The following is a 19,050-nucleotide window of genomic DNA, read 5'->3' on the forward strand; positions in this document are numbered from 1 at the left end:
AATCAACTTGTCAAGGAAGATTCTGGAAAAATGTTCCCGTTCACTTACTTGAAAACGAGTTCTGCAATTGTTTTAGCCGCATTCCCGTCTTCAAGGGAACAGTATTCGTTATAGAAATCCTCATATTTCTGTCCATATTGCCTTTTCAAGGAATTAATGTTTTGAATCGCCTGAATGAGCTCCGGCCCCGTACGGATGACCGGCCCCGGCAGATCCTTAGCCATATCCAGATAGAATCCTCGGATATTGTCTTTGTACATTTCATAGTCATACGCAAAGAACAGGATCGGTTTCTTTGAATTGGCATAATCAAAGAACACGGAAGAATAGTCCGTAATCAGCAGATCTGACAATGTATACAGTTCCTGGATATCATCATATTTGGAGAGATCATAAACAAAATTCTTATACTTCGCGTCAATCTCCAGCATATCTGATACAAGATGATGCATGCGCAAGACCAAAACATACTCATCACCGAGCTTGTTATACAAATCATCGAGGTTAAACGGCAGCGTAAACGTATGGTTCCATGAATTGGCCATCTCATTGTCCCGCCATGTTGGCGCATAGAGAATGACCTTTTTAGAAGCTGGAATATTGAGTTTGGTTTTAAGCGACTGTGCTTTGGATGGAGTTTCCTCCTGATAAAAAATATCGTTTGCCGGATACCCTGCCTCCAGTACTTTCTTATCGAACTTAAACGCCCGTTTAAAAATATCGCTGGAATACTTGTTGGCTGCAACGAGATAATCCCAGTTTCGAGACTCGATATAGAAGTTTTCACGAGCGAGTGTTTCCGGTCCTTCGATCTCAATGTCAAAGCCCAATTTCTTCAGCGGTGTACCGTGCCACGTCTGCAAATAAACGTTGCCTTCGCGCTTCCGGTGGATCGGCAGGATGATGTTGCTGACCCAGTATTTCGCGCGCGCCAAATACTTATAATAATCCTCAGACTCCCGGTTCACGATAATCGGATTACCCGGTATGCATTCTGGATTTGAACCTGAATAGGACCAGACGAAGATAAAGTCTTTAAATCTATTGTTTTGAATCATCTCTTCATAAATATATTTTGGATTTCCGGAATAGTTTTTCCCTAGGAAGCTCTCAAAGAACACCATCCTGCTGTTGAGTTTTTCTCTTTCGCTGACTTCATTAAAAATGCTCTTTCCTTTGGCGATCTGATAGGTTCTCGCAAACTGGCTCTTGTCGGTATACCAGAGGGCCAGGCTGTTTTTCCCCATCGTAGCGTAAAGGACCGCCACATGCTGATCATTCAGCTGTGCCGTTTCAAGGTACCTGTACTCTTCCCGCTCGTAGCTTCTGAAGCCCTGCGTGTTCATGATTTCACGGTGGATCAGGTTATTTTTATCATCTCTCAGCTGGAAAAAGACATCCCATCGCGAGTTCATCGCAAGGGCGCTTCTCAGCTTTTCAATAAACACCATGCCATTGAATGTGTACAAGTTGTCACTGCCTGGTTTTTTGAGTTCAAACTTATATCCGAAGCCTTGCCGTGTATCCCTTCTTACCAGCACCATTTCAACCGAAGCTGGCTTCATATCTTCCAAAGGTTCAACTTCCCCTGAAAGATAAAAATTGCTTCCCATCGGCTTGATTTCAAGGAGTGTGCATCGGAACGACGTTCTTTCCGTCATCAATGAAACATTATTTCTGATCGTCTTGTAAAAACGGAACTTCTTCTTTCGTTCTTCATCGATATGTTCAAACAATGGAACGTCATGGTTGTGCGCAATCCTTGTCTGCAGCGTACGGTTGAACAGATAGCTCTTGAGGTAAAAATCAATCTTGCCGGTGTCGGACATTTCATGCAGCTCTGTCAGATCGATGGATGTCCTGTTCTGCTCGATTCTGCTCTGAAGCCTTCTGCCCGTTGCTTTATCCTTTAACACCAAATATTTTTTTCCCGAGAGCTGGCTTAACTGATCAAACGTAACATTCAGCTTGCTGTTGTCTTCTATTTCAATATGCCTGATTCGATGGCCAAGCATTAACTTTTTAATGGCCTTTTTCACAAAGACTTTCAATCATTCTTCCTCCCCTATACCGTTTCAGAGTTAAGATGGCGATACGTTAGAAGGAGCTACCCTGTAAGACAGAATACCCCCTTCACCTTTTTATTCCTGCACGTTTACATAGGTTTGCTGCTGATAGCTGCCGTCCTCTATGTTCTTGATCCAGTCTTGACTTGTTAAGTACCATTCAATGGTTTTAACAATACCGTCCTCAAAGTTCGTATCCGGTACCCAGCCAAGTTCCCTTTTGATTTTTTCAGGATTGATGCCGTACCTGCGATCGTGCCCTTTGCGGTCGGTCACATACGTGATCAGCTTTTCCGAGATATTCGCATCCACATGGGTTTGAAGATAGTGAATAATGGTCTTCATGATGTCAATGTTGGTGCGTTCATTGTGTCCCCCGACATTGTACACCTCACCCGGATTTCCTTTGTTAATCACCATATCAATCGCTTTGCAATGATCCTCTACATAAAGCCAATCCCTGATGTTCAGTCCATCGCCATACAGAGGAAGGTCCTTTCCTTTAAGGCAGTTATTGATGATTAGCGGTATAAGTTTCTCCGGGAATTGATACGGCCCGTAGTTATTGGAACACCTTGTGATATTGACAGGCAATTTGTACGTATCGAAATAAGCTTTGACCATCAGATCAGAAGATGCCTTGCTGGATGAATACGGGCTATGCGGGTCGATCGGTGTACTCTCTTCAAAGAATCCGGTATCCCCTAAAGAACCGTACACCTCATCGGTGGAAACATGAAGAAACTTCCTTCCTTCTTTATAGAGATCATCACCGACAGACCAGCTCTTCTTTGCAAGATTTAATAGATTCAAAGTACCCAGTACGTTCGTTTTCACAAAGATTTCGGGATCTTCAATGCTTCGGTCTACATGGGACTCAGCCGCAAAGTTTACGACATAATCGATATCATACTTGTTAAAAACGTCCTCCAGACTCTTATCGCATATGTCAGCCTGTACAAAATGGTAGTCAGGATTTCCCTCAAACTCTTTTACATTTTCTAAATTCCCGGCATACGTGAGTTTATCTACATTGATGATCTTAATGCTGTCATACCTGTTCAGCATATAATGGATAAAGTTAGCGCCAATAAACCCGGCACCGCCGGTAACTAAATACGTTTTCATCTGTTCACACAACCCCTTACTGTATTTCCGACAAGTGTCTGCTTCGATCGGTAAGACGAATTAAATATTTTCCGTAATCGGTCTTTTTCAAAGGCTCTGCCAGGGCAAGAAGCTGTGCTTCATTGATGTAGCCCATTCGGTAAGAGATCTCTTCAATACACGCGATATAGAGCCCCTGCCGGTTCTGTACAGCTTCTACAAAATTGCTCGCCTTCAGCAAGCTGCTGTGTGTGCCTGTATCCAGCCATGCCATACCCCGGCCAAGCACCTGTACTTTTAATCGGCCCTGTTTAAGATACTCCTCATTAATCGAAGTGATCTCCAATTCACCGCGGTGGGAGGGTTCAACCTTTTTTGCAATATTCACTACATCATTGTCATAGAAATACAGCCCCGGTACGGCATAATTCGACCGGGGATTAATTGGCTTTTCTTCTAATGCTACCGCATTGCCATTGCTGTCAAATTCAACTACACCATAGTCTTCTGGATTCATAACATAATAGCCGAAAACAACCGCTCCATCATCGACCGATACAGCTCGTGACAGCGTCTCAGAGAACCCCTGCCCGTAAAAGATGTTATCTCCCAGGACTAACGCAACCTTATCTGAACCGATAAAATCTTCTCCTATGATGAATGCCTCAGCAAGCCCCCTCGGTTCTTCCTGGACTGCATAGGAAAGGGTTAGACCCAAGCTGCTTCCATCCGAAAGCAGCTCCTTGAACTGCCGTATGTCCTGAGGAGTGGAAATGATCAGGATCTCTTTGATCCCCGCCAGCATCAAAACCGACAGCGGATAGTAGATCATAGGTTTATCATATATTGGAACAAGCTGCTTCGATATCGATTTTGTAATCGGATACAATCTTGTGCCCGAACCTCCGGCTAATATAATACCTTTCAATACTGCCACCTCTTTACGAATTTGAATTTTCAAACAAGAATAGAACCGAGCCCTACGTTATTGACAGATATCGCTAAATCATTCGATATATTTACTAAAATTTCGAGGTTTTTCCTTGAAAAATAATACCATATTTTCTACCTTTTATATAGAAATAGCATTTTAATGGTAACTTTGTACTAGTTTTAATGCGAATTTGAAGTGGTTTGACCTAATCATTCTTATCGTTGGTAATATTGTATTTTCCTAATTAGTTATTTATATAGAATAGTATTTTTTTGTATTTCGGATCACTTAACAGGTATAAATGCTTATGATATTTCAATTAATTAACTAAAATTAAGTATTTCCCATGTAAAATACTTCATACTTTTTAATATAGTGGTATAATCAATTAGTATTTTATACACAGGTCAAAAGGGGGATGCTTTAATGCATGCAAGATTAAAGAATGAAGCAGGGGTAGTAAAAGAAGTAAAAATTGGTTTTAGCTGGACAACTTTCTTTTTCGGATTCTTTCCAGCTCTTTTCAGAGGAGATTTGAAATGGGCAGCCATCATGTTCATTACTGGAGCATTAGCTGCAGTATTTACCTTTGGGTTTGGAGCTTGGATTCCAGGAATCATCTTTTCTTTCGTTTATAACAAAATCAATATAAAAGATCTGCTGGAAAAAGGCTACCGTCCATCAGATGAGCAAACACAGTCTGAACTGCAAGCTCGAGGAATTATTACTTCTGCTCCAGCCGGGCAGAAAGTTGGAGCGTAATAGCAACAGCTAATCACTTTTGTGTGGTTAGCTTTTCTTGTGGTATTAAAATTGAAGTTAAAAAGGGAGATCAAAAATGGGGATGTTTTTTGGGTTTATAAGTTTACTTGCTCTTTTTGTGTTTGTCATCCTGGCTCTAATCAGCCTCGTTAAAAAGAATGGAAAAGCGAAGAAGAACTTTTTAATCGCAGGCATATGCATGGTCATTTTTATAGTAGCTGTTTCAACAAGTGGAGCAACTGATACCACACAAACTTCCAGTACAAATGACAAGGCAGTAAAAGATACTGCCTCGAAGAAAGAAACGAAAGAAGAAAAAGCAAAGAGCGCTGAGGTACAAGCGAAGGAAGAAGCTAAGCAGAAAGCGGATGCTGAGCAAAAAGCAAAAGAAGTAGCGAAAGCTAAAGCGGAAGCTAAACAAAAGGCCAAGGCCGAAGCTGAAGCCAAGAAAAAAGCTGAAGCGGCAGCAAAAGCAAAAGCCGCTGCCGAAGCTAAACGTAAAGCGGATGCTTTGAAAATGTCAGGCAGTGGAGACACAGCCACAAAACAGTTTAAACTCGAACCAGGTTTTGTCGTCTTCCAAGCGAAATATACTGGCTCACAAAATTTCATTGTCACTCTTTTAGATGAGAATGGAAACAATGTGGATCTTTTGGTCAATACGATCGGATCTTACCAAGGCAAACGATTTGTTGCCGTTCCAGATGGCGGCAAGTACATGCTTAATGTGAAAGCGAGCGGTCCGTGGACCATCCAGGGAAGCCAGGAAATTCCGAAAGAGGAAAAAGGAACAATCAGCGGCAATGGAGACGATGTACGATTTGTACACATGAATTCAGGTGCCAGAACCTTTACCCTTTCCCATTCTGGCAGCCAGAACTTTATTGTTAAGATCAACGACTCCGTTCTATTGGCGAACGAGATTGGAAATTATCATGGTTCCACGGTAGAAAGCATTCCGGATGACTCTGTATATGCGATAGGTATTCAAGCGAATGGACCATGGAAAATTAGTATTAAATAGATAAACAGAAACGGACCGCTATTTTGTATAGCGGTCCGTTTTTTGTTTGTTATATTCGGAGTACAGTCTTTTTTCTAATTCTTCAGTTCCTGCATTCCGCTTTGCCTCAACGTTTCATTTTTCAGCTTAAAACGCAAGATGCGCTCGACAGCTTCATCAATCCGCTGTTCTGAGAGCTTGTGAGATTGTACAGCCGATAAGATACCATTGTACACCTCTTTCTGGCTTTGCAGCGTATGGCAGACAAGCAGCAGGTCGGCCCCTGTTTCCACCGCTTTATAACCCAGGTCTTCATTGCTGTAATATTTATGTACAGCTCCCATCTCCAGGTCATCCGTCACAACAATTCCTTTAAAGCCGAGCTGCTTGCGCAATAGGTCTATTTTGATTTTGGAAGACAAACTCGCTGGATTCTCCTGATCATAGGCAGGATACTTGATGTGTGTCACCATTACAAAAAACTTATCATTATCCATTTGGTCAATCATGGATTTAAACGGGTAAATATCGCTGCTTTCAAGTTCTTTCTTGTCCGCTTGCACCGAAGACGTATCCTTATGAGGGTCTATGCTGCTTCTCCCATTACCGGGAAAATGCTTGACTGTGGCTGTGATACCGCCATCCGTAAGACCTTTAATGACCTGCGCCCCATAACTGCTGACAAGCTTTGGATCTGATCCGAATGATCGAGAATCCTTATCCGAAATATCCAGAACAGGCGCAAAGTTTACATTCACTCCCATGTTCAGCAGCTCTTTGGCAGTAGTGGATGCTTGATGATAGACCGCTTTCGAGTTCTTTTTCACTCCCAAATCATGCTGAGAAGCTTTAAGTGCCACCTGGTCTCTCATGCGGACAATCAGGCCGCCTTCCTGATCAATACTCACCATAAGTGGAATCTGCAGAGGATCTTTCATAGCCAGGTTTTGCAGCTGGCTGTTCAATTCTCCCACTTGCTGCTGGTTCTTCATGTTCCTGTCGAACAGAATGATTCCGCCGGCATGATAGTCTTTGATCATCTCGGTAACTCCGCTGTCTACCTCCTGCCCAGGAAGCCCTACCACAATCAGCTGGCCGATTTTCTCTTTCAATGTCATGTTCTTAATTAGATGATTTACTTTTTCATCAAGATTTTCTTGTGTAAAAAAAGTAACCTCTGGCTTTTCTCTTTGTGGATCTGCTGGCTTATCGTCAGTTTTAATTGGTTTCATGGAAGGCATCGCCTCATCCTGCTGTTTTTCAGGCTGATCCTTCTGTTCATCCTGCCCTTTTAATAAGTAGACAGCCCCTGCCAGGCAGACCAAGATGAATAAAATACTCCAGGCAAGTCTTCTGCTTTTTCTTTTTCGCCTTCTCATTGTACGTTGGAATCCCGCTTTTCAAGATGGGCCTGATCGAGTTTCCATTTGCCATCTTCATAGACAAGATCCCATTCCCCGCCCCATTTCTGTAGTAATGTATGTCCGTTCTTCATTTTATCATAGGATGTCATTTCTACATATGCTGTTGCGGTATCTCCGTCCGTACTGTTCACTTACAACTTTTTGATTAATGGCTTTTTAAAAAAAGCAGTCATGGAAGGCAGCTTTAATGTTTTGGAATATGCAAAGAACTACTTATATCTTTTTTGTCCCCTATGTATGGAAAATGTTCCGCAGTCTAATAACATAAAAAAAGACCATGATTAAAAGAACCATAGCACGTATCCATGGCAGCCAGACGATCCTAGTTTAATCCTGCTAAACCTTAGACTCTTCGCTTTGCGTCCTACCCTTTCGAATAGTTTGCCTTTTTCTGTGTATTCTGTTTTCGGTTTTCATATTTTAGCAACCTGAAACAAAGTCAGCCCGGAACTCTTTAAATTGATTGGTGAATAGCCTTCTACACATAAAATGGGCTGATTCGGGTTTGCCGGAAAAATATGGCTGATATTAGCGCTCTTCCCATTCCTCAGTTCTATTTTTCTGCCCCTTAGCAAGTCCATAACCGCGAAACAAAAAGGGCGCACAATATCAATATCCAAGCGGTTGGAATTCGCTTCTTTTAGTAACTCCTCAATGGCATAAAAGATGGATTGAGTACTTTTGTACACCCTATTGGAGCAAATGGCATCAAACGTATCCGCCACAGAAAGGATCCTTACGAGCATTGGAATGTTTTTTGAGTTTAAGCCAAAAGGGTAGCCCGACCCATCCAGCCTCTCATGGTGCATAAGGGCGCCCGTAACTACCTCTTTTGGTAATTGGGTATCATTTAAAAGTTCCTGTCCATAAAGGGAATGCTTCTTCATCTCAGCAAATTCTGCATCGGTAAGGAACGTTGGTTTATACAATATAGCTGGATCAACGAGAAACTTGCCCACATCATGAAACAATCCCATCAGAGGCAATAAATACTGATCATTGTTATTTACACCCATCATCTGTCCAATGGTACTGGCGATCAAGGCTACTCTTAAACTATGACTATATAAGTATTCCTCATTCTGAAACTGATCATTGATGTCAAGAATGTTAAGGCTAGAGTCTTTATATAGTTGTAAGTAGGTTTCACTTATCATCTTAATGTCAGCGTTGGTTAAAGCTTTATTCTTATCAATATTTTTATAGCACGACAATAATAACGTTTGTTCTTCTTTCGGATTTAGGCTTGTTTCCTCTGTTCTTATTGCTGCTTCTTCTTTTTGAATTTCGTGCCGGGAAAGCAGCTGAATATGATGGTCATTTACAACCGTTCCCTTTTTTAATAGAAGAACTCCTCTGGAGGAATAAATGTGCTCGCCTAATTCCATTCCGACTGAAATTGTCATTCATTAACTCTATCCTTTCCATTTTTTAAAGAACGAAATGATTTAGATGTTAACCCAATTTATGTAAACACATATTTTTATCGTAGTTCAAAAGCCCTAAAATATCAATATTATTTTAAGAATTTTTTGTTTATTCATAATACATCTTAATTTATTAACCATTACAAAAGTCCCTCAGAAAGAGGTGAAACAAGGTATATATACTCATTAAAATAGATAATATATCCAGTTAAATCTAAAGAACTGTAAACGGTAAACCGATAAAGATATAGGGACGAAAAGTTAATACCTAATATTTTTTAGAGGGGAAGTTTTTTATGAAAAGGTCGCTAATCACTGTTTTCACATTTGTTCTGGGTCTATGTTTATTTTTCCCTTATACCGGAAAAGCTGCTGCAAACCCAACGTACTTCACAGCAGAAGCGAACAAAACCACGGTACCTGGAATTTACAAAAGTACGCCAAATGGAAAAGCTTCTTTAGTGCTTAAAGGGGCGATTTTTAAGCCGAAAACCATTACCAGCCCTTTGATTAAACTGACGGACACAAACTTTTTTCAGACCAATGGAAAAGCTGGAAATAAGGAAGACGAAAATATTATTTCTAAACCTATCCAGGACGTTCAAACTTCCGGAAAGGACATCTATTATACAAAATTCCTGATGAGTGCCATGTATGCTGGTAGCTGCGGCGGCGGTGGCGGTGATATTTTAGAGGTCTTTAAAAAGAGTGCCAGCGGGAAAGTGACAAAGGTTACTTCTGACAAGGTTTCTTCGCACACAGAACAGTCCATCAAAGTTGCTAATTCCTCACTTTACTATCCAAAAGTTGAAGATCAAGTAATGGGGAATTTCTCAATTGTTCGCCTGACTTTAAATGGGAAAAGCAAAAAAACACTGATTAAGAAAGTGGATGACTTCTGGATTCAACAAAATAAGATTTATGTCATCAAAGATGAAGCTCTTTATAAAATGAATCTGGATGGATCAAGCCTTAAAAAACAAACAGATATGCAAGCAAAGCTCTATGATGCAAGCGGCTGTGATGAAGGAAACTATATGGTTTCAAAGAATGGCGTGACTGCAGCAAATTGGGACAAATCAAATGAAATCGTGTACTACCAATTCTCTACTGGAAAAACTTCAAAGCTTTCAGGAGGGGACGGCATCATTGATGTTAATCTAAAAACAAAAAAATATTTAGCTTTCAGTTATGACGATGATGAAAACTCCGCTATTTCGCTGTTTGATTTTAAAGGCAAATTGATTAAAAAAGTAAAAGTGTTTAATTGGGATAATGGTTTTAAATTAATTTCTGCAGATGCGATAAAAGGGGAACTGCTTTACAGCGAGGGCTCGAAATTAAAACTTACGAAATTTTAAGCCATACTAAGGAAAATTAAGATGTTCAATCCGAGCAAATAATAGTTAAAAGAATCAGTGGCTGCACTGGTTCTTTTATTTTTTTCTTCTATTTTATAAAAGTCAGTTTAATAGGAAAAAGGTCGTAGGATTTTAGTTGTTAATTCCTCTAGGGGGTTTTATAATTATAATGGAAAAAAATTCATAAAAAGGGAGCTCTTCAATGAATAAGAAAATTCCGATGATGTTTTTAGCACTTGTATTGGTTCTCAGTGTTTTTAGTTTTTATGGCAAGACGGCCTTCGCAAATCATTCAGTAACCGATGCTACACCTGTTAACCTCAATACACTCTATCAGTTTACTAGCCAACATGAAAAAAGCTATTACAAAGTAGTTGTTCCCGCAAATGGGATGTTGGAAGTAAAGCTTAGTAATGACTACGGTCTAGATAAACGTTTTGCCATCCTCGGCACGAATGGCGGATATTATACAGACTATACATATACGGACGACTCTCAATTTGCCTCTGATTTTGCGAGTCATAAAATTGGTCTATCACCTGGAACTTATTATATAGAAGTCTATTCTCCGTATGAGGACAACTTTTCATTTAAAATGGGTGCTTACTTTACCCCCAGTGAATATTGGGAAAAAGAATCTAATGATGTAGTTACGCAAGCTGATGAATTGGTTTTAAACAAACTATACTCTGCTGCTGTTGATGGTGATTCCGACGATGACTTCTTTTCATTTACAATGGTCAAAGATGGTTCCACAAAGATAAAAGTCAGTAATACTCCTGATCTCTATCAGAAATTCGAACTTTTTTATGTGAAGAATGGCAAAAAAGTTGATTTATTCTATAATACAACCGATGACTCTGCCTACGCTTCAGGATACTCAACTATCTCCGTAGGATTACCCAAAGGCAAATATTATGTAAGGGTCAGTGATCCTAACAATTCCTTTAATGGCACCATCAACCCTACCTATAAAATCGGAGTAGATGCAGCCTATACTGACGATTGGGAAAAAGAAGATAACGAGAACGTACAAACCGCAACACCAATGAAGTTAGACCGTTACATGAATGCTGATTTGGCTACTGATGATATTGACTTTTTTAAGTTCACTTTATCTAAGGGAACCAATTTGCAACTCAATGCACTAAATATTAAAGAAGGTTATTTTAAGTATCTGATCACCGACTCAAACGGCAATGAAAAATTTTATTTAGAAACCATAGAGGGTGATTATGCTAAAGGCTACAAAACGGGCCGGTTTTATTTACCGGCTGGTACTTACTACTTGAAAACGGGTTCATACGCTGCAGCACAATACAAATTCGCTCTTAAACAAGTAACCCCTACTCTCAAAGGATCCAACGTGACCGTGACCAATTATAAAACCAAAAGCGACACGATCTATGTAAAAGGCATCCAGAAGAATGATGTAGTTAAGGTTTATAGCAGTAAAAACAAATTACTGGCAACTAAAAAAGCAACAGGCACTTCCACAACGGCAACTGTTAAACAGCTTGGAAAGTCTACAGGATATGTTTATGTAACGTTAACTAGAGGCAGCATGCTTGAAAGTGCGAAGCTTAAAGAGATTTATAAGAAAGAATAGTAGTTCCAGCTAATTATAAGTTTATTAAAGTCCCAGACCTGGAGTAGCCCCTAAGGAGACTATCCAAGGCTTCTTCTCGGAACGCAGATCACCCCCTCTCCAACTAATTTGGAAGGGGGTGTTTGTTTTTGTTTTGATTTATCATTTTTTGTAGATAGACATCTCCATGCATGTACCTTTCTAGTCAAAGTACAACTCAAGTTAATATTATTGCAACTGATAACAAACATTTCTAATGTTCGTTAATCGCACTTAAACTTCAATGTAAATTTATTTCTTTTGAAACAATATTTAAATAACGATATAGATTCTCACAAACAATATTTAGCTCCAATATTATTTAATTAACCATATATTAAAATAATTGAAACAATAAATAATATATTTTAAATGTACTCAAAACCTATTTTTTGAAAACGACTAAACACTTTAAATAGGAATTTAGGAATACATCAAATATATTACATTTTCTATATCATCTATTTATTTATAAATAAAAAAGATAACCTAATTTAATAACGGGTTCTCTTTTGGAGTACAAAAAGTTAAAAAACATCGTAAATCACATATAAATGAGCAAGTGAAAAAGCACTGCAATTTGCAGTGCTTTTAACATTTGTATATGTTTCAAATTGGATCGATCCCAATTTTTTATACTTATTCAGCAATCGCACCCGTTTGTGGAAGATCCAATCTTAACGACACGATCACCCGACAAACTGAATTAGACTGACTCGTAAAAAAAGCAGTGACGGACTAGGAACTCGAAAGACCTCGACTGCCGCTGCTTTTATTGTGCTAACGTAATCCGGTTAGCGTAATCTACTTTAGGAGACAAGTTCATCTAACCGTCTGGTAAACGAGGCCTATGGCTCCAGAATCAAATGTCTTGTTTTCGATAAGTTTAAGATTGATCTTCTCCTTGAGACCTTGGAATAACGGCAACCCGCTGCCAATCAGGACGGGCGAAACCGTAATTTTATACTCATCTATTAAATCAAGCTGCATAAGGTAGTGTGCGAACCTAGGACTTCCGAGGATGACCATATCCTTGCCTGGCTGCTCTTTGAGGTTCTTGATCTCTTTCTCGACATCTTCTTTCACCAGTCTGGAATTGTTCCATTCGACTTTCTCCAGCGTCGTGGAAAAAACGATTTTGGATGTCTTTTCGATCCATTCGGCATGATCCCGTTCATGCTGCGAAGCTGATGGGTTCGAAGGCACAGATGGCCAGTAATTGTGCATCATCTGATAAGTCCCACGTCCCCAAATAACAGTGTCGGCAGTACTCAGAATTTCTTTCGCGTGTTTCTCCAATTCAGCATCGTAGGAAACCCAGCCAATGTCCATTTCACCGTTCGGCCCTTCTACAAAACCGTCAAGCGATGCGTGCAGAAATAGAACGAGCTTTCTCATTTTCAGTTCTCCTTTGTTCATAATATTTTTGAATTAGATATTGAAGAGGGTGCATATGACGTTGTTTATGATTTGGGTTGCTTTCACCATATTGCTCCTCACCGTAGAATGAACTACATAGGTCTAATCAAGAAAGCTTTAAAACCGAATGGCTTCTTTGCAATCACCTGTTTTCTACAAGGTGGAGACTTAGGCGTAGCAGACATATACGATTGGAAAGTCTTGCAACAAAGAATCCAACATTGTTAAAACATCTTCATACCCATAAATTGTCTCGTCCAAAAATACCCCTTTCATCATACCCACACCCCACTGACCTTAATGTCTTAATATTAGATCTATTCTAACTTAAATTTTCTTTAATTAACAGAGATATCCAGTGTCCGTTATTCCATAATCCTGCACGTTTGTTGAATAAGGACAGCATACTTTTAATCTTATTTATATATTCGATTTAGTCGTCGTCTAATCTTTTTCGCCAAAATTGGTAAGTCTTTTAACAAGTGAATTAGCATATTAGCCAAAGTCAAAATCCTTTCTTATTTATTGTCTAATTTTGCGTATAATAAATGCCTTGAACCCATTCTAAGTACTCCTATAATGCTTCATTGGCGGGTAAGATCGTGATTCGTTACTCCATTGTTTGCTGCATAATTATATTATTTAACCTTCTAATTTCTAATTTAAATTCTCTTTTATTCATTTTCTCCGTATTTAGTTATCTAACCCCACTCTATTTGTACTTTTTAAAAAAACAGGGTTGATTCCCGAAAATAGGGAGTCAACCCTTATTATTGCATTTCTTTAAATCAAGAATTTAAGAAATAGGAAACCAATGAATCTATTGGCATGATTTGAACACTTTCACAAAACTTATTGCTTTGCGAACAGGCAGTTAGCGCGTATTCACTATCTAATAGGTACGTCTTGAGATACCAATTCTCATGCTCAAATACACGCAATCCTTCAACATTTCCCTGCCTAACAGTGGAAAAGCTGTTCAATGGGATGGAAAGACCTTTACCGATTGCTTTAATGTAGCTTTCTTTCGCTGTCCAAACTTCAAAAAAACGTTCTTGTTTTTGCTGTTCATCCCAATTACCCTCAATGTAGTCGTATTCTTCTTGTGCAAAAAACTGCCTGGCAATTTGCAAATCAATAGCATTCTTTTTTTCGATATCTATGCCAACTGTACATTCATCAGTTATGCAGACCACCCAGTTACCTGAATGTGAGATATTATAGTGCAATTTATTTAATGGAGTTTTTAAAGAAGGTTTTCCAAAGTCAGTCAATTCAAACAAAATGCTTTTTACAGGAACGGCGAATGTATCGGATGCAATTTTCCTAATTAGCAGCTCGGCGAGCAATCCGCGGAGGCAATCTTCACGTCGTGAAAAAGTAAAAAGTCTTTGCTTTCTCTCCTCAGTAACAAAGGGCAGTAAATGGGGGAAGTATCTATCTGGAAAACCAACAATAGGCACTGCGTATATTTGCATCATGCTGAACCTCCAATATTTCATAGATAACAGATCTCCTATAGAGATTCATCACAGCTTACCATGTGTGGAAAAATCATTATATAAACTGGAAAATCTTCTACAGATTACACTGTAACTGCAGCCGGACGAAGCGCATTAATCCATTCGTTGAATTGATCGATGTTCATTTGTTGGGCAGAGTCAGAGAGAGCAACAGCCGGATCTGGATGAACCTCTGCCATTACGCCGTCTGCTCCAATCGCAAGCGCTGCTTTTGTTATCGGCAACAAAAGGTCGCGCCGGCCTGTGGAATGCGTCACATCAACGAAAACTGGCAAATGCGTTTCCATCTTCAAAATTGGCACAGCAGAAATATCAAGCGTATTTCGTGTTGCTTTTTCATATGTTCTGATACCCCTCTCGCATAGAATAATTTGATCATTGCCCTGAGCAATAATGTATTCAGCTGCATTCATGAACTCCTGCAGTGTTGCGGCAAGACCTCTCTTGAGAAGGACGGGTTTTTTTACAGCCCCTGCTGCTTTCAGCAAATCAAAGTTCTGCATATTGCGCGCGCCGATTTGAATAACATCAATGTATTGCACAGCTGTCTCAATGTCTGCAGGATTGACAATCTCGCTGATCACAGCCATATCGTATTCATCTGCTACCTGTTTAAGAATTCTTAAACCTTCTAGTCCAAGTCCCTGGAAATCATACGGACTTGTTCTTGGTTTAAAAGCACCTCCGCGAAGCAAACGAATGCCCTGTTTTTTTGCAGCTTCCGCAACTTTTGCGGTCTGATTGTAGCTCTCCACTGCACAAGGTCCTACGATAAAGGATTGTGTACCGTTTCCAATCAGCTCTCCTTTTACATTCACAACCGTATCTTCTGGTTTCTTTTTTCTTGATACTAGAAGTTCCTTGCTGTGCTCGTCCTCCTGCAGAGCAAGGCCTGCTTTGAATATCTCTTTGAAAATATGCTGGATGGTAGATTGTTCGAAAGGTCCATTATTGGCTTCATTGATCACACTAAGCATTTTTCTTTCGCGCACCGGATCAAAACGGTATACACCTTGATTTCCTTTCATTTTTCCAATTCCCTGTACAAATCTTCCCCGCTCATTAATCATCTCTAAAATCTGAAGATTGATTTTATCTACTTTTTCCCTTAGAAAATCTAATTCTGACTGGCTCATTCTGTACACCCTTTCTAGTAAAATATTTTTGAATAGTAACGTCTTGCGCAGGTCCTTTCAACCTTCATCATGAATAAAGAGATAAAGCATGAAACTTATAAAAGTATCCTCTTTTTACTCCAACTTTCATTTAGTTAAGCAATAATCGGAAAAGTATCGCCTAGAATGTATATTAAGAGAATGCTAATCAATATCACACAGTCTTTGTGAGCGCGAAACGATTACAACTTCTCACTACGATAATAAAAAATAGCAGGTTAAGTAAAATCCAATACAAATTTTGCTTAACCTGCTATTTCTGAGTAAAGAGGGTAATTTATGCCCTTTTTACCTTTTTATATCATCCTACGAACATTGCCCCGTTTGTATCTAGCACTGCTCCACAAACATATGATGCATCATCACTACATAAAAATGATATAGCCTTGGATTGCTCATTAACGGTGGACGGTCGACCAATAGGAACTCTTTCAATAATAAAGTTTTTATCTTCTTCAGAATAATCATCCCACATTTTTTGTACCCTATTTGTCAACGTCAATCCTGGCGCGATAGCATTAACTGTTATTCCATAAGGGGCTAACTCAAATCCACATTGTCTTGTAAAACCAATTAGTGCTGCTTTCACTGATGCAAAATCAGCACCACCAAAAAACGTAGATGTTCTTCCAGCTACTGCTGATATATTGACGATTCTTCCCCATTTAGCTTGCTTCATATATGGAACTGCAAATTTTGTGCAATAAAAAGCACTTTTAAGATTTAAATCAAAATGTAAATTCCAATCAAGTTCTTCAATTTCTTCAATTTTTTTTGAATGTAACGTTCCTCCAACAGCATTAATTAAAATATCTATTCTTCCAAATTGGTTAAATATCTCTTTAAAAGTTAGTTTAACTTGATCTTCTTTTGTAACGTCAACTTTAAATAATGTTTTATTCGGATCATCATTGAAAGCAATTTTGTCAAAATTTATATCCAATTGAACCACATGGCATCCACACGATTGCAGTTCTTTGACACTTGCTTGACCTATACCTTCAGCTGCTCCTGTGACAACAGCTATTCTTTTGGTATGCATAGTAAATCTATCCTCCTCATTAGGTTTAGTTATCATGCGAAATGATTATTTTTAATTAAAGCTTGTACTCATTTTCGGAGGACAAAACAGATAGGTAGGCCTTGATGATGTAGCTAGTAGACCCACCATCCATTGCTTAAGTTGTAGTAGTTTAAATTAGATAAGTTCAGGTGTTAGTGTTGAGATTTTATTTAACGAATTGGCAATCAGCTCAAACCCAAAATCTGTTCCAATACTTTCTGGATGAAATTGAACACCTTCTATCGGTCTTGTTTTATGTCTAATGCCCATTACTACTTCCTTATTGTCTATACAGGTAGTAGAAGCACATACAACTAAATCATCCACATTATAAGTGTTTTCTATTGCTAAAGAGTGATATCGAACAACATTAATTGGAGATGGAATCCCTGAAAAAACACCTTTAGAATCATGAATTATTCGGGATTTTTTTCCATGTTCTATTGTTGGGGCATGTACAAGCTCCCAGCCAAAGAATTCTCCTATTGCTTGATATCCTAAACACACACCAAAAACTACTTGGCTATCTTTGACTTTACTGAGAATATCCAAATATCCATGATCGCTAGGTGTGCCTGGACCTGGACCAAGAACTAAAACATCCGGTTCCCAATTATAATAACTTTCCAGAGGATCTTCATTCACTCTTACTACTCTAGTAGTAGCACCAAGTTTTTCATAATAGTGTGCAATCACGTATACAAAACTGTCAAAAGCATCTACTAATAAGACCTTCATATTTATTTACCCCATTTATAATTTGTTTTTGGGATCAATTGCTTTTGCAAAAGATTTTGTTTTAATACCTGCTTCATCCCATTCTGCAGATGGAATTGAATCTGCAACAATGCCTGCTGCTGCGCACAACTTATAGTTTCCTGGGTTTCCTATAATAGTTCTAATTGTAAGAGCAAAAACTCCTTCACCGTTGGAGGTAAAGTATCCTCCAAAACCACTGTATAGACCACGTGGAGTATCCTCAAGCTCAGCAATTATCTCCATTGCTCTAACTTTTGGCGCTCCTGTCATAGTGCCTGCAGGAAAATTGGAAGAGATTAGATCCCAGATATCAATCCCCTCTTTTATTTTTGTCTCCACAGTCGATACCAAGTGATCAATATCTCCATAAGGTTCTAGTTTCATTAGATTTGTGACCTTTAAGCCACCTGATAATGCACAACGAGCCAAATCATTTCTTGCTAAATCAACAAGCATGAGATGTTCCGCAGATTCCTTAGGAATTTCATTTAAAGGAGTATCCCTAATATCATTTCTTGACATTGTACCTGCAATGGGACGAACTTGAGCTACATTATCTTTAATTCTTATCATTAATTCTGGACTTGAAGATATGACATGTTGTTTATTTAACTCAATATAATACATATACGGGGAAGGATTTACTAAAGACAATCGTTCATACAATTCTAATGGAGGAATATCCGCACTTGAAAAAGTAGTTCGACACAATTGTACTTGATATATTTCTCCATCTTTAATGTATTGCTTTGCATGATTGACAGCTTGTAAAAATTTTTCTTTATCTGTTACATCAATCATTTTCCCTTTATCCCAATTTACTTTTGATTTTTGCATATAATTCTCTTTGATAAATGACGTTAACTCTTTTCTTTTATCAATTATCCTATCATCGCAAGATAGACTTTTAACAGTTGCTAAATTACGTTCCTTATCAACTGAAACAACATTTTTGTAAACTCGAAAAACAACCTCGGGTTCAGCCTGATCAATTTTTATATTTGGTATATCTTCGACAAATCGCGCAGCACTATAAGAGAGCATAAAGACTATTGGAAAAGATTCCGGCAAATTTAATAAGTTAGTTATCTCTCTAAAACGTTCCCATAGGCTTGAACCTTCTCGATTTAGAATTACATTTACAGGGTCATTATATATATTGAAAAACTCTTTTGATTCAATTTTCCAAGTTCCGTCTACTAAAGTTATCTCAAAAAGCAAGTCAACCATAAAAGTAGTGTCCGCTCCGTCAACTTCTTGAAACCCACTGCTTGTTTCAAAAAGGGCTGAGTTTGGATATAAAGTTAATAGTTGTTTACGAAGTATGTCTATAGTTAATACTTCTGAAACTGTGTATTCATTAATTCTCCAATTAATTGCTTCAGTTTGTATCACTTTTT

16 protein-coding genes, 1 pseudogene and 1 riboswitch are annotated in these 19,050 nt (G+C 38.8%); of the genes and pseudogenes, 5 read left to right on the forward strand and 12 right to left on the reverse strand.

Annotated features, from left to right (window positions below; all coding sequences use genetic code 11):
* Positions 1-44: 44 nt before the first annotated feature.
* The 3 genes from LCY76_RS19500 to rfbA all read right to left on the reverse strand — a co-directional run bounded on the left by LCY76_RS19500 (position 45) and on the right by rfbA (position 4,101).
* Positions 45-2,051, reverse strand: a complete 2,007-nt coding sequence (locus LCY76_RS19500) for a CDP-glycerol glycerophosphotransferase family protein (RefSeq protein ID WP_248254008.1) — start codon at positions 2,049-2,051, stop codon at positions 45-47.
* 90 nt (positions 2,052-2,141) lie between these two features.
* Positions 2,142-3,194: a dTDP-glucose 4,6-dehydratase gene (rfbB, locus tag LCY76_RS19505; protein WP_248254009.1), complete on the reverse strand. Its 1,053-nt coding sequence runs from the start codon at positions 3,192-3,194 to the stop codon at positions 2,142-2,144.
* Positions 3,195-3,210: 16 nt separating this feature from the next.
* The gene (gene rfbA / locus LCY76_RS19510) at positions 3,211-4,101 is read right to left on the reverse strand and encodes a glucose-1-phosphate thymidylyltransferase RfbA (RefSeq protein ID WP_248254010.1); all 891 of its coding nucleotides are present in this window, start codon (positions 4,099-4,101) and stop codon (positions 3,211-3,213) included.
* A 432-nt stretch (positions 4,102-4,533) separates the two neighbouring features.
* Here rfbA and LCY76_RS19515 point away from each other — a divergent pair, with 432 nt between their 5' ends.
* Both LCY76_RS19515 and LCY76_RS19520 read left to right on the forward strand, forming a co-directional pair.
* Positions 4,534-4,869, forward strand: a complete 336-nt coding sequence (locus tag LCY76_RS19515) for a DUF2628 domain-containing protein (protein WP_248254011.1) — start codon at positions 4,534-4,536, stop codon at positions 4,867-4,869.
* A gap of 76 nt (positions 4,870-4,945) precedes the next feature.
* Positions 4,946-5,893: a hypothetical protein gene (locus LCY76_RS19520; protein ID WP_248254012.1), complete on the forward strand. Its 948-nt coding sequence runs from the start codon at positions 4,946-4,948 to the stop codon at positions 5,891-5,893.
* A 74-nt stretch (positions 5,894-5,967) separates the two neighbouring features.
* Here LCY76_RS19520 and LCY76_RS19525 read toward each other — a convergent pair whose 3' ends face one another.
* The 3 genes from LCY76_RS19525 to LCY76_RS19535 all read right to left on the reverse strand — a co-directional run bounded on the left by LCY76_RS19525 (position 5,968) and on the right by LCY76_RS19535 (position 8,702).
* Positions 5,968-7,251 (reverse strand): glycoside hydrolase family 3 N-terminal domain-containing protein, encoded by a 1,284-nt coding sequence (locus tag LCY76_RS19525; protein ID WP_248254013.1) that lies wholly within the window; start codon positions 7,249-7,251, stop codon positions 5,968-5,970.
* Positions 7,248-7,427: a nuclear transport factor 2 family protein gene (locus LCY76_RS19530; protein WP_248254014.1), complete on the reverse strand. Its 180-nt coding sequence runs from the start codon at positions 7,425-7,427 to the stop codon at positions 7,248-7,250. Before LCY76_RS19530 ends, LCY76_RS19525 begins: the two co-directional genes overlap by 4 nt.
* 173 nt (positions 7,428-7,600) lie before the next feature.
* Positions 7,601-7,692, reverse strand: a riboswitch (cyclic di-GMP riboswitch).
* Positions 7,693-7,709: 17 nt separating this feature from the next.
* Positions 7,710-8,702, reverse strand: coding sequence for an HD-GYP domain-containing protein (locus LCY76_RS19535; protein ID WP_248254015.1), 993 nt, complete (start codon positions 8,700-8,702; stop codon positions 7,710-7,712).
* Between the two features lie 317 nt (positions 8,703-9,019).
* Between LCY76_RS19535 and LCY76_RS19540 the strand changes: the two genes are divergently transcribed.
* Both LCY76_RS19540 and LCY76_RS19545 read left to right on the forward strand, forming a co-directional pair.
* Positions 9,020-10,084, forward strand: coding sequence for a DUF5050 domain-containing protein (locus LCY76_RS19540; RefSeq protein ID WP_248254016.1), 1,065 nt, complete (start codon positions 9,020-9,022; stop codon positions 10,082-10,084).
* Positions 10,085-10,286: 202 nt separating this feature from the next.
* Positions 10,287-11,693: a hypothetical protein gene (locus tag LCY76_RS19545; protein WP_248254017.1), complete on the forward strand. Its 1,407-nt coding sequence runs from the start codon at positions 10,287-10,289 to the stop codon at positions 11,691-11,693.
* Between the two features lie 840 nt (positions 11,694-12,533).
* Here LCY76_RS19545 and LCY76_RS19550 read toward each other — a convergent pair.
* The gene (locus LCY76_RS19550; RefSeq protein WP_248254018.1) at positions 12,534-13,109 is read right to left on the reverse strand and encodes a dihydrofolate reductase family protein; all 576 of its coding nucleotides are present in this window, start codon (positions 13,107-13,109) and stop codon (positions 12,534-12,536) included.
* Between the two features lie 18 nt (positions 13,110-13,127).
* Between LCY76_RS19550 and LCY76_RS19555 the strand changes: the two are divergent.
* Positions 13,128-13,331 (forward strand): annotated as a pseudogene (locus tag LCY76_RS19555) (methyltransferase domain-containing protein); the annotation flags it as partial.
* Positions 13,332-13,918: 587 nt separating this feature from the next.
* Here the strand turns inward: LCY76_RS19555 and LCY76_RS19560 are convergent.
* The 5 genes from LCY76_RS19560 to LCY76_RS24070 all read right to left on the reverse strand — a co-directional run bounded on the left by LCY76_RS19560 (position 13,919) and on the right by LCY76_RS24070 (position 19,045).
* Positions 13,919-14,611: a 4'-phosphopantetheinyl transferase family protein gene (locus LCY76_RS19560; RefSeq protein WP_248254019.1), complete on the reverse strand. Its 693-nt coding sequence runs from the start codon at positions 14,609-14,611 to the stop codon at positions 13,919-13,921.
* A 104-nt stretch (positions 14,612-14,715) separates the two neighbouring features.
* Positions 14,716-15,789, reverse strand: coding sequence for a bifunctional 3-deoxy-7-phosphoheptulonate synthase/chorismate mutase (locus LCY76_RS19565; RefSeq protein ID WP_248254020.1), 1,074 nt, complete (start codon positions 15,787-15,789; stop codon positions 14,716-14,718).
* A gap of 340 nt (positions 15,790-16,129) precedes the next feature.
* Positions 16,130-16,870, reverse strand: coding sequence for an SDR family NAD(P)-dependent oxidoreductase (locus LCY76_RS19570; RefSeq protein WP_248254021.1), 741 nt, complete (start codon positions 16,868-16,870; stop codon positions 16,130-16,132).
* Between the two features lie 156 nt (positions 16,871-17,026).
* Positions 17,027-17,629 carry an anthranilate synthase component II gene (locus LCY76_RS19575; protein ID WP_248254022.1) on the reverse strand — a complete coding sequence of 201 codons (603 nt, stop codon included), beginning with the start codon at positions 17,627-17,629 and terminating at the stop codon, positions 17,027-17,029.
* 15 nt (positions 17,630-17,644) lie between these two features.
* Positions 17,645-19,045 carry an anthranilate synthase component I family protein gene (locus tag LCY76_RS24070; RefSeq protein ID WP_248254023.1) on the reverse strand — a complete coding sequence of 467 codons (1,401 nt, stop codon included), beginning with the start codon at positions 19,043-19,045 and terminating at the stop codon, positions 17,645-17,647.
* Positions 19,046-19,050: the final 5 nt, after the last annotated feature.

Source organism: Fictibacillus marinisediminis (assembly GCF_023149135.1).
Taxonomy (GTDB): Bacteria; Bacillota; Bacilli; order Bacillales; family Fictibacillaceae; genus Fictibacillus_C; species Fictibacillus_C marinisediminis.

What these genes read in the sequence shown, in the direction of transcription:
- LCY76_RS19525 (WP_248254013.1), bottom strand. Translation starts at nt 7,251, where the DNA reads ATGAGAAGGCGAAAAAGAAAAAGCAGAAGACTTGCCTGGAGTATTTTA.
- LCY76_RS19575 (WP_248254022.1), bottom strand. Translation starts at nt 17,629, where the DNA reads ATGAAGGTCTTATTAGTAGATGCTTTTGACAGTTTTGTATACGTGATT.
- LCY76_RS19520 (WP_248254012.1), top strand. Translation starts at nt 4,946, where the DNA reads ATGGGGATGTTTTTTGGGTTTATAAGTTTACTTGCTCTTTTTGTGTTT.
- rfbB (WP_248254009.1), bottom strand. Translation starts at nt 3,194, where the DNA reads ATGAAAACGTATTTAGTTACCGGCGGTGCCGGGTTTATTGGCGCTAAC.
- LCY76_RS19545 (WP_248254017.1), top strand. Translation starts at nt 10,287, where the DNA reads ATGAATAAGAAAATTCCGATGATGTTTTTAGCACTTGTATTGGTTCTC.
- LCY76_RS19565 (WP_248254020.1), bottom strand. Translation starts at nt 15,789, where the DNA reads ATGAGCCAGTCAGAATTAGATTTTCTAAGGGAAAAAGTAGATAAAATC.
- LCY76_RS19515 (WP_248254011.1), top strand. Translation starts at nt 4,534, where the DNA reads ATGCATGCAAGATTAAAGAATGAAGCAGGGGTAGTAAAAGAAGTAAAA.
- LCY76_RS19560 (WP_248254019.1), bottom strand. Translation starts at nt 14,611, where the DNA reads ATGATGCAAATATACGCAGTGCCTATTGTTGGTTTTCCAGATAGATAC.
- LCY76_RS19550 (WP_248254018.1), bottom strand. Translation starts at nt 13,109, where the DNA reads ATGAGAAAGCTCGTTCTATTTCTGCACGCATCGCTTGACGGTTTTGTA.
- LCY76_RS19535 (WP_248254015.1), bottom strand. Translation starts at nt 8,702, where the DNA reads ATGACAATTTCAGTCGGAATGGAATTAGGCGAGCACATTTATTCCTCC.
- LCY76_RS19570 (WP_248254021.1), bottom strand. Translation starts at nt 16,870, where the DNA reads ATGCATACCAAAAGAATAGCTGTTGTCACAGGAGCAGCTGAAGGTATA.
- LCY76_RS19540 (WP_248254016.1), top strand. Translation starts at nt 9,020, where the DNA reads ATGAAAAGGTCGCTAATCACTGTTTTCACATTTGTTCTGGGTCTATGT.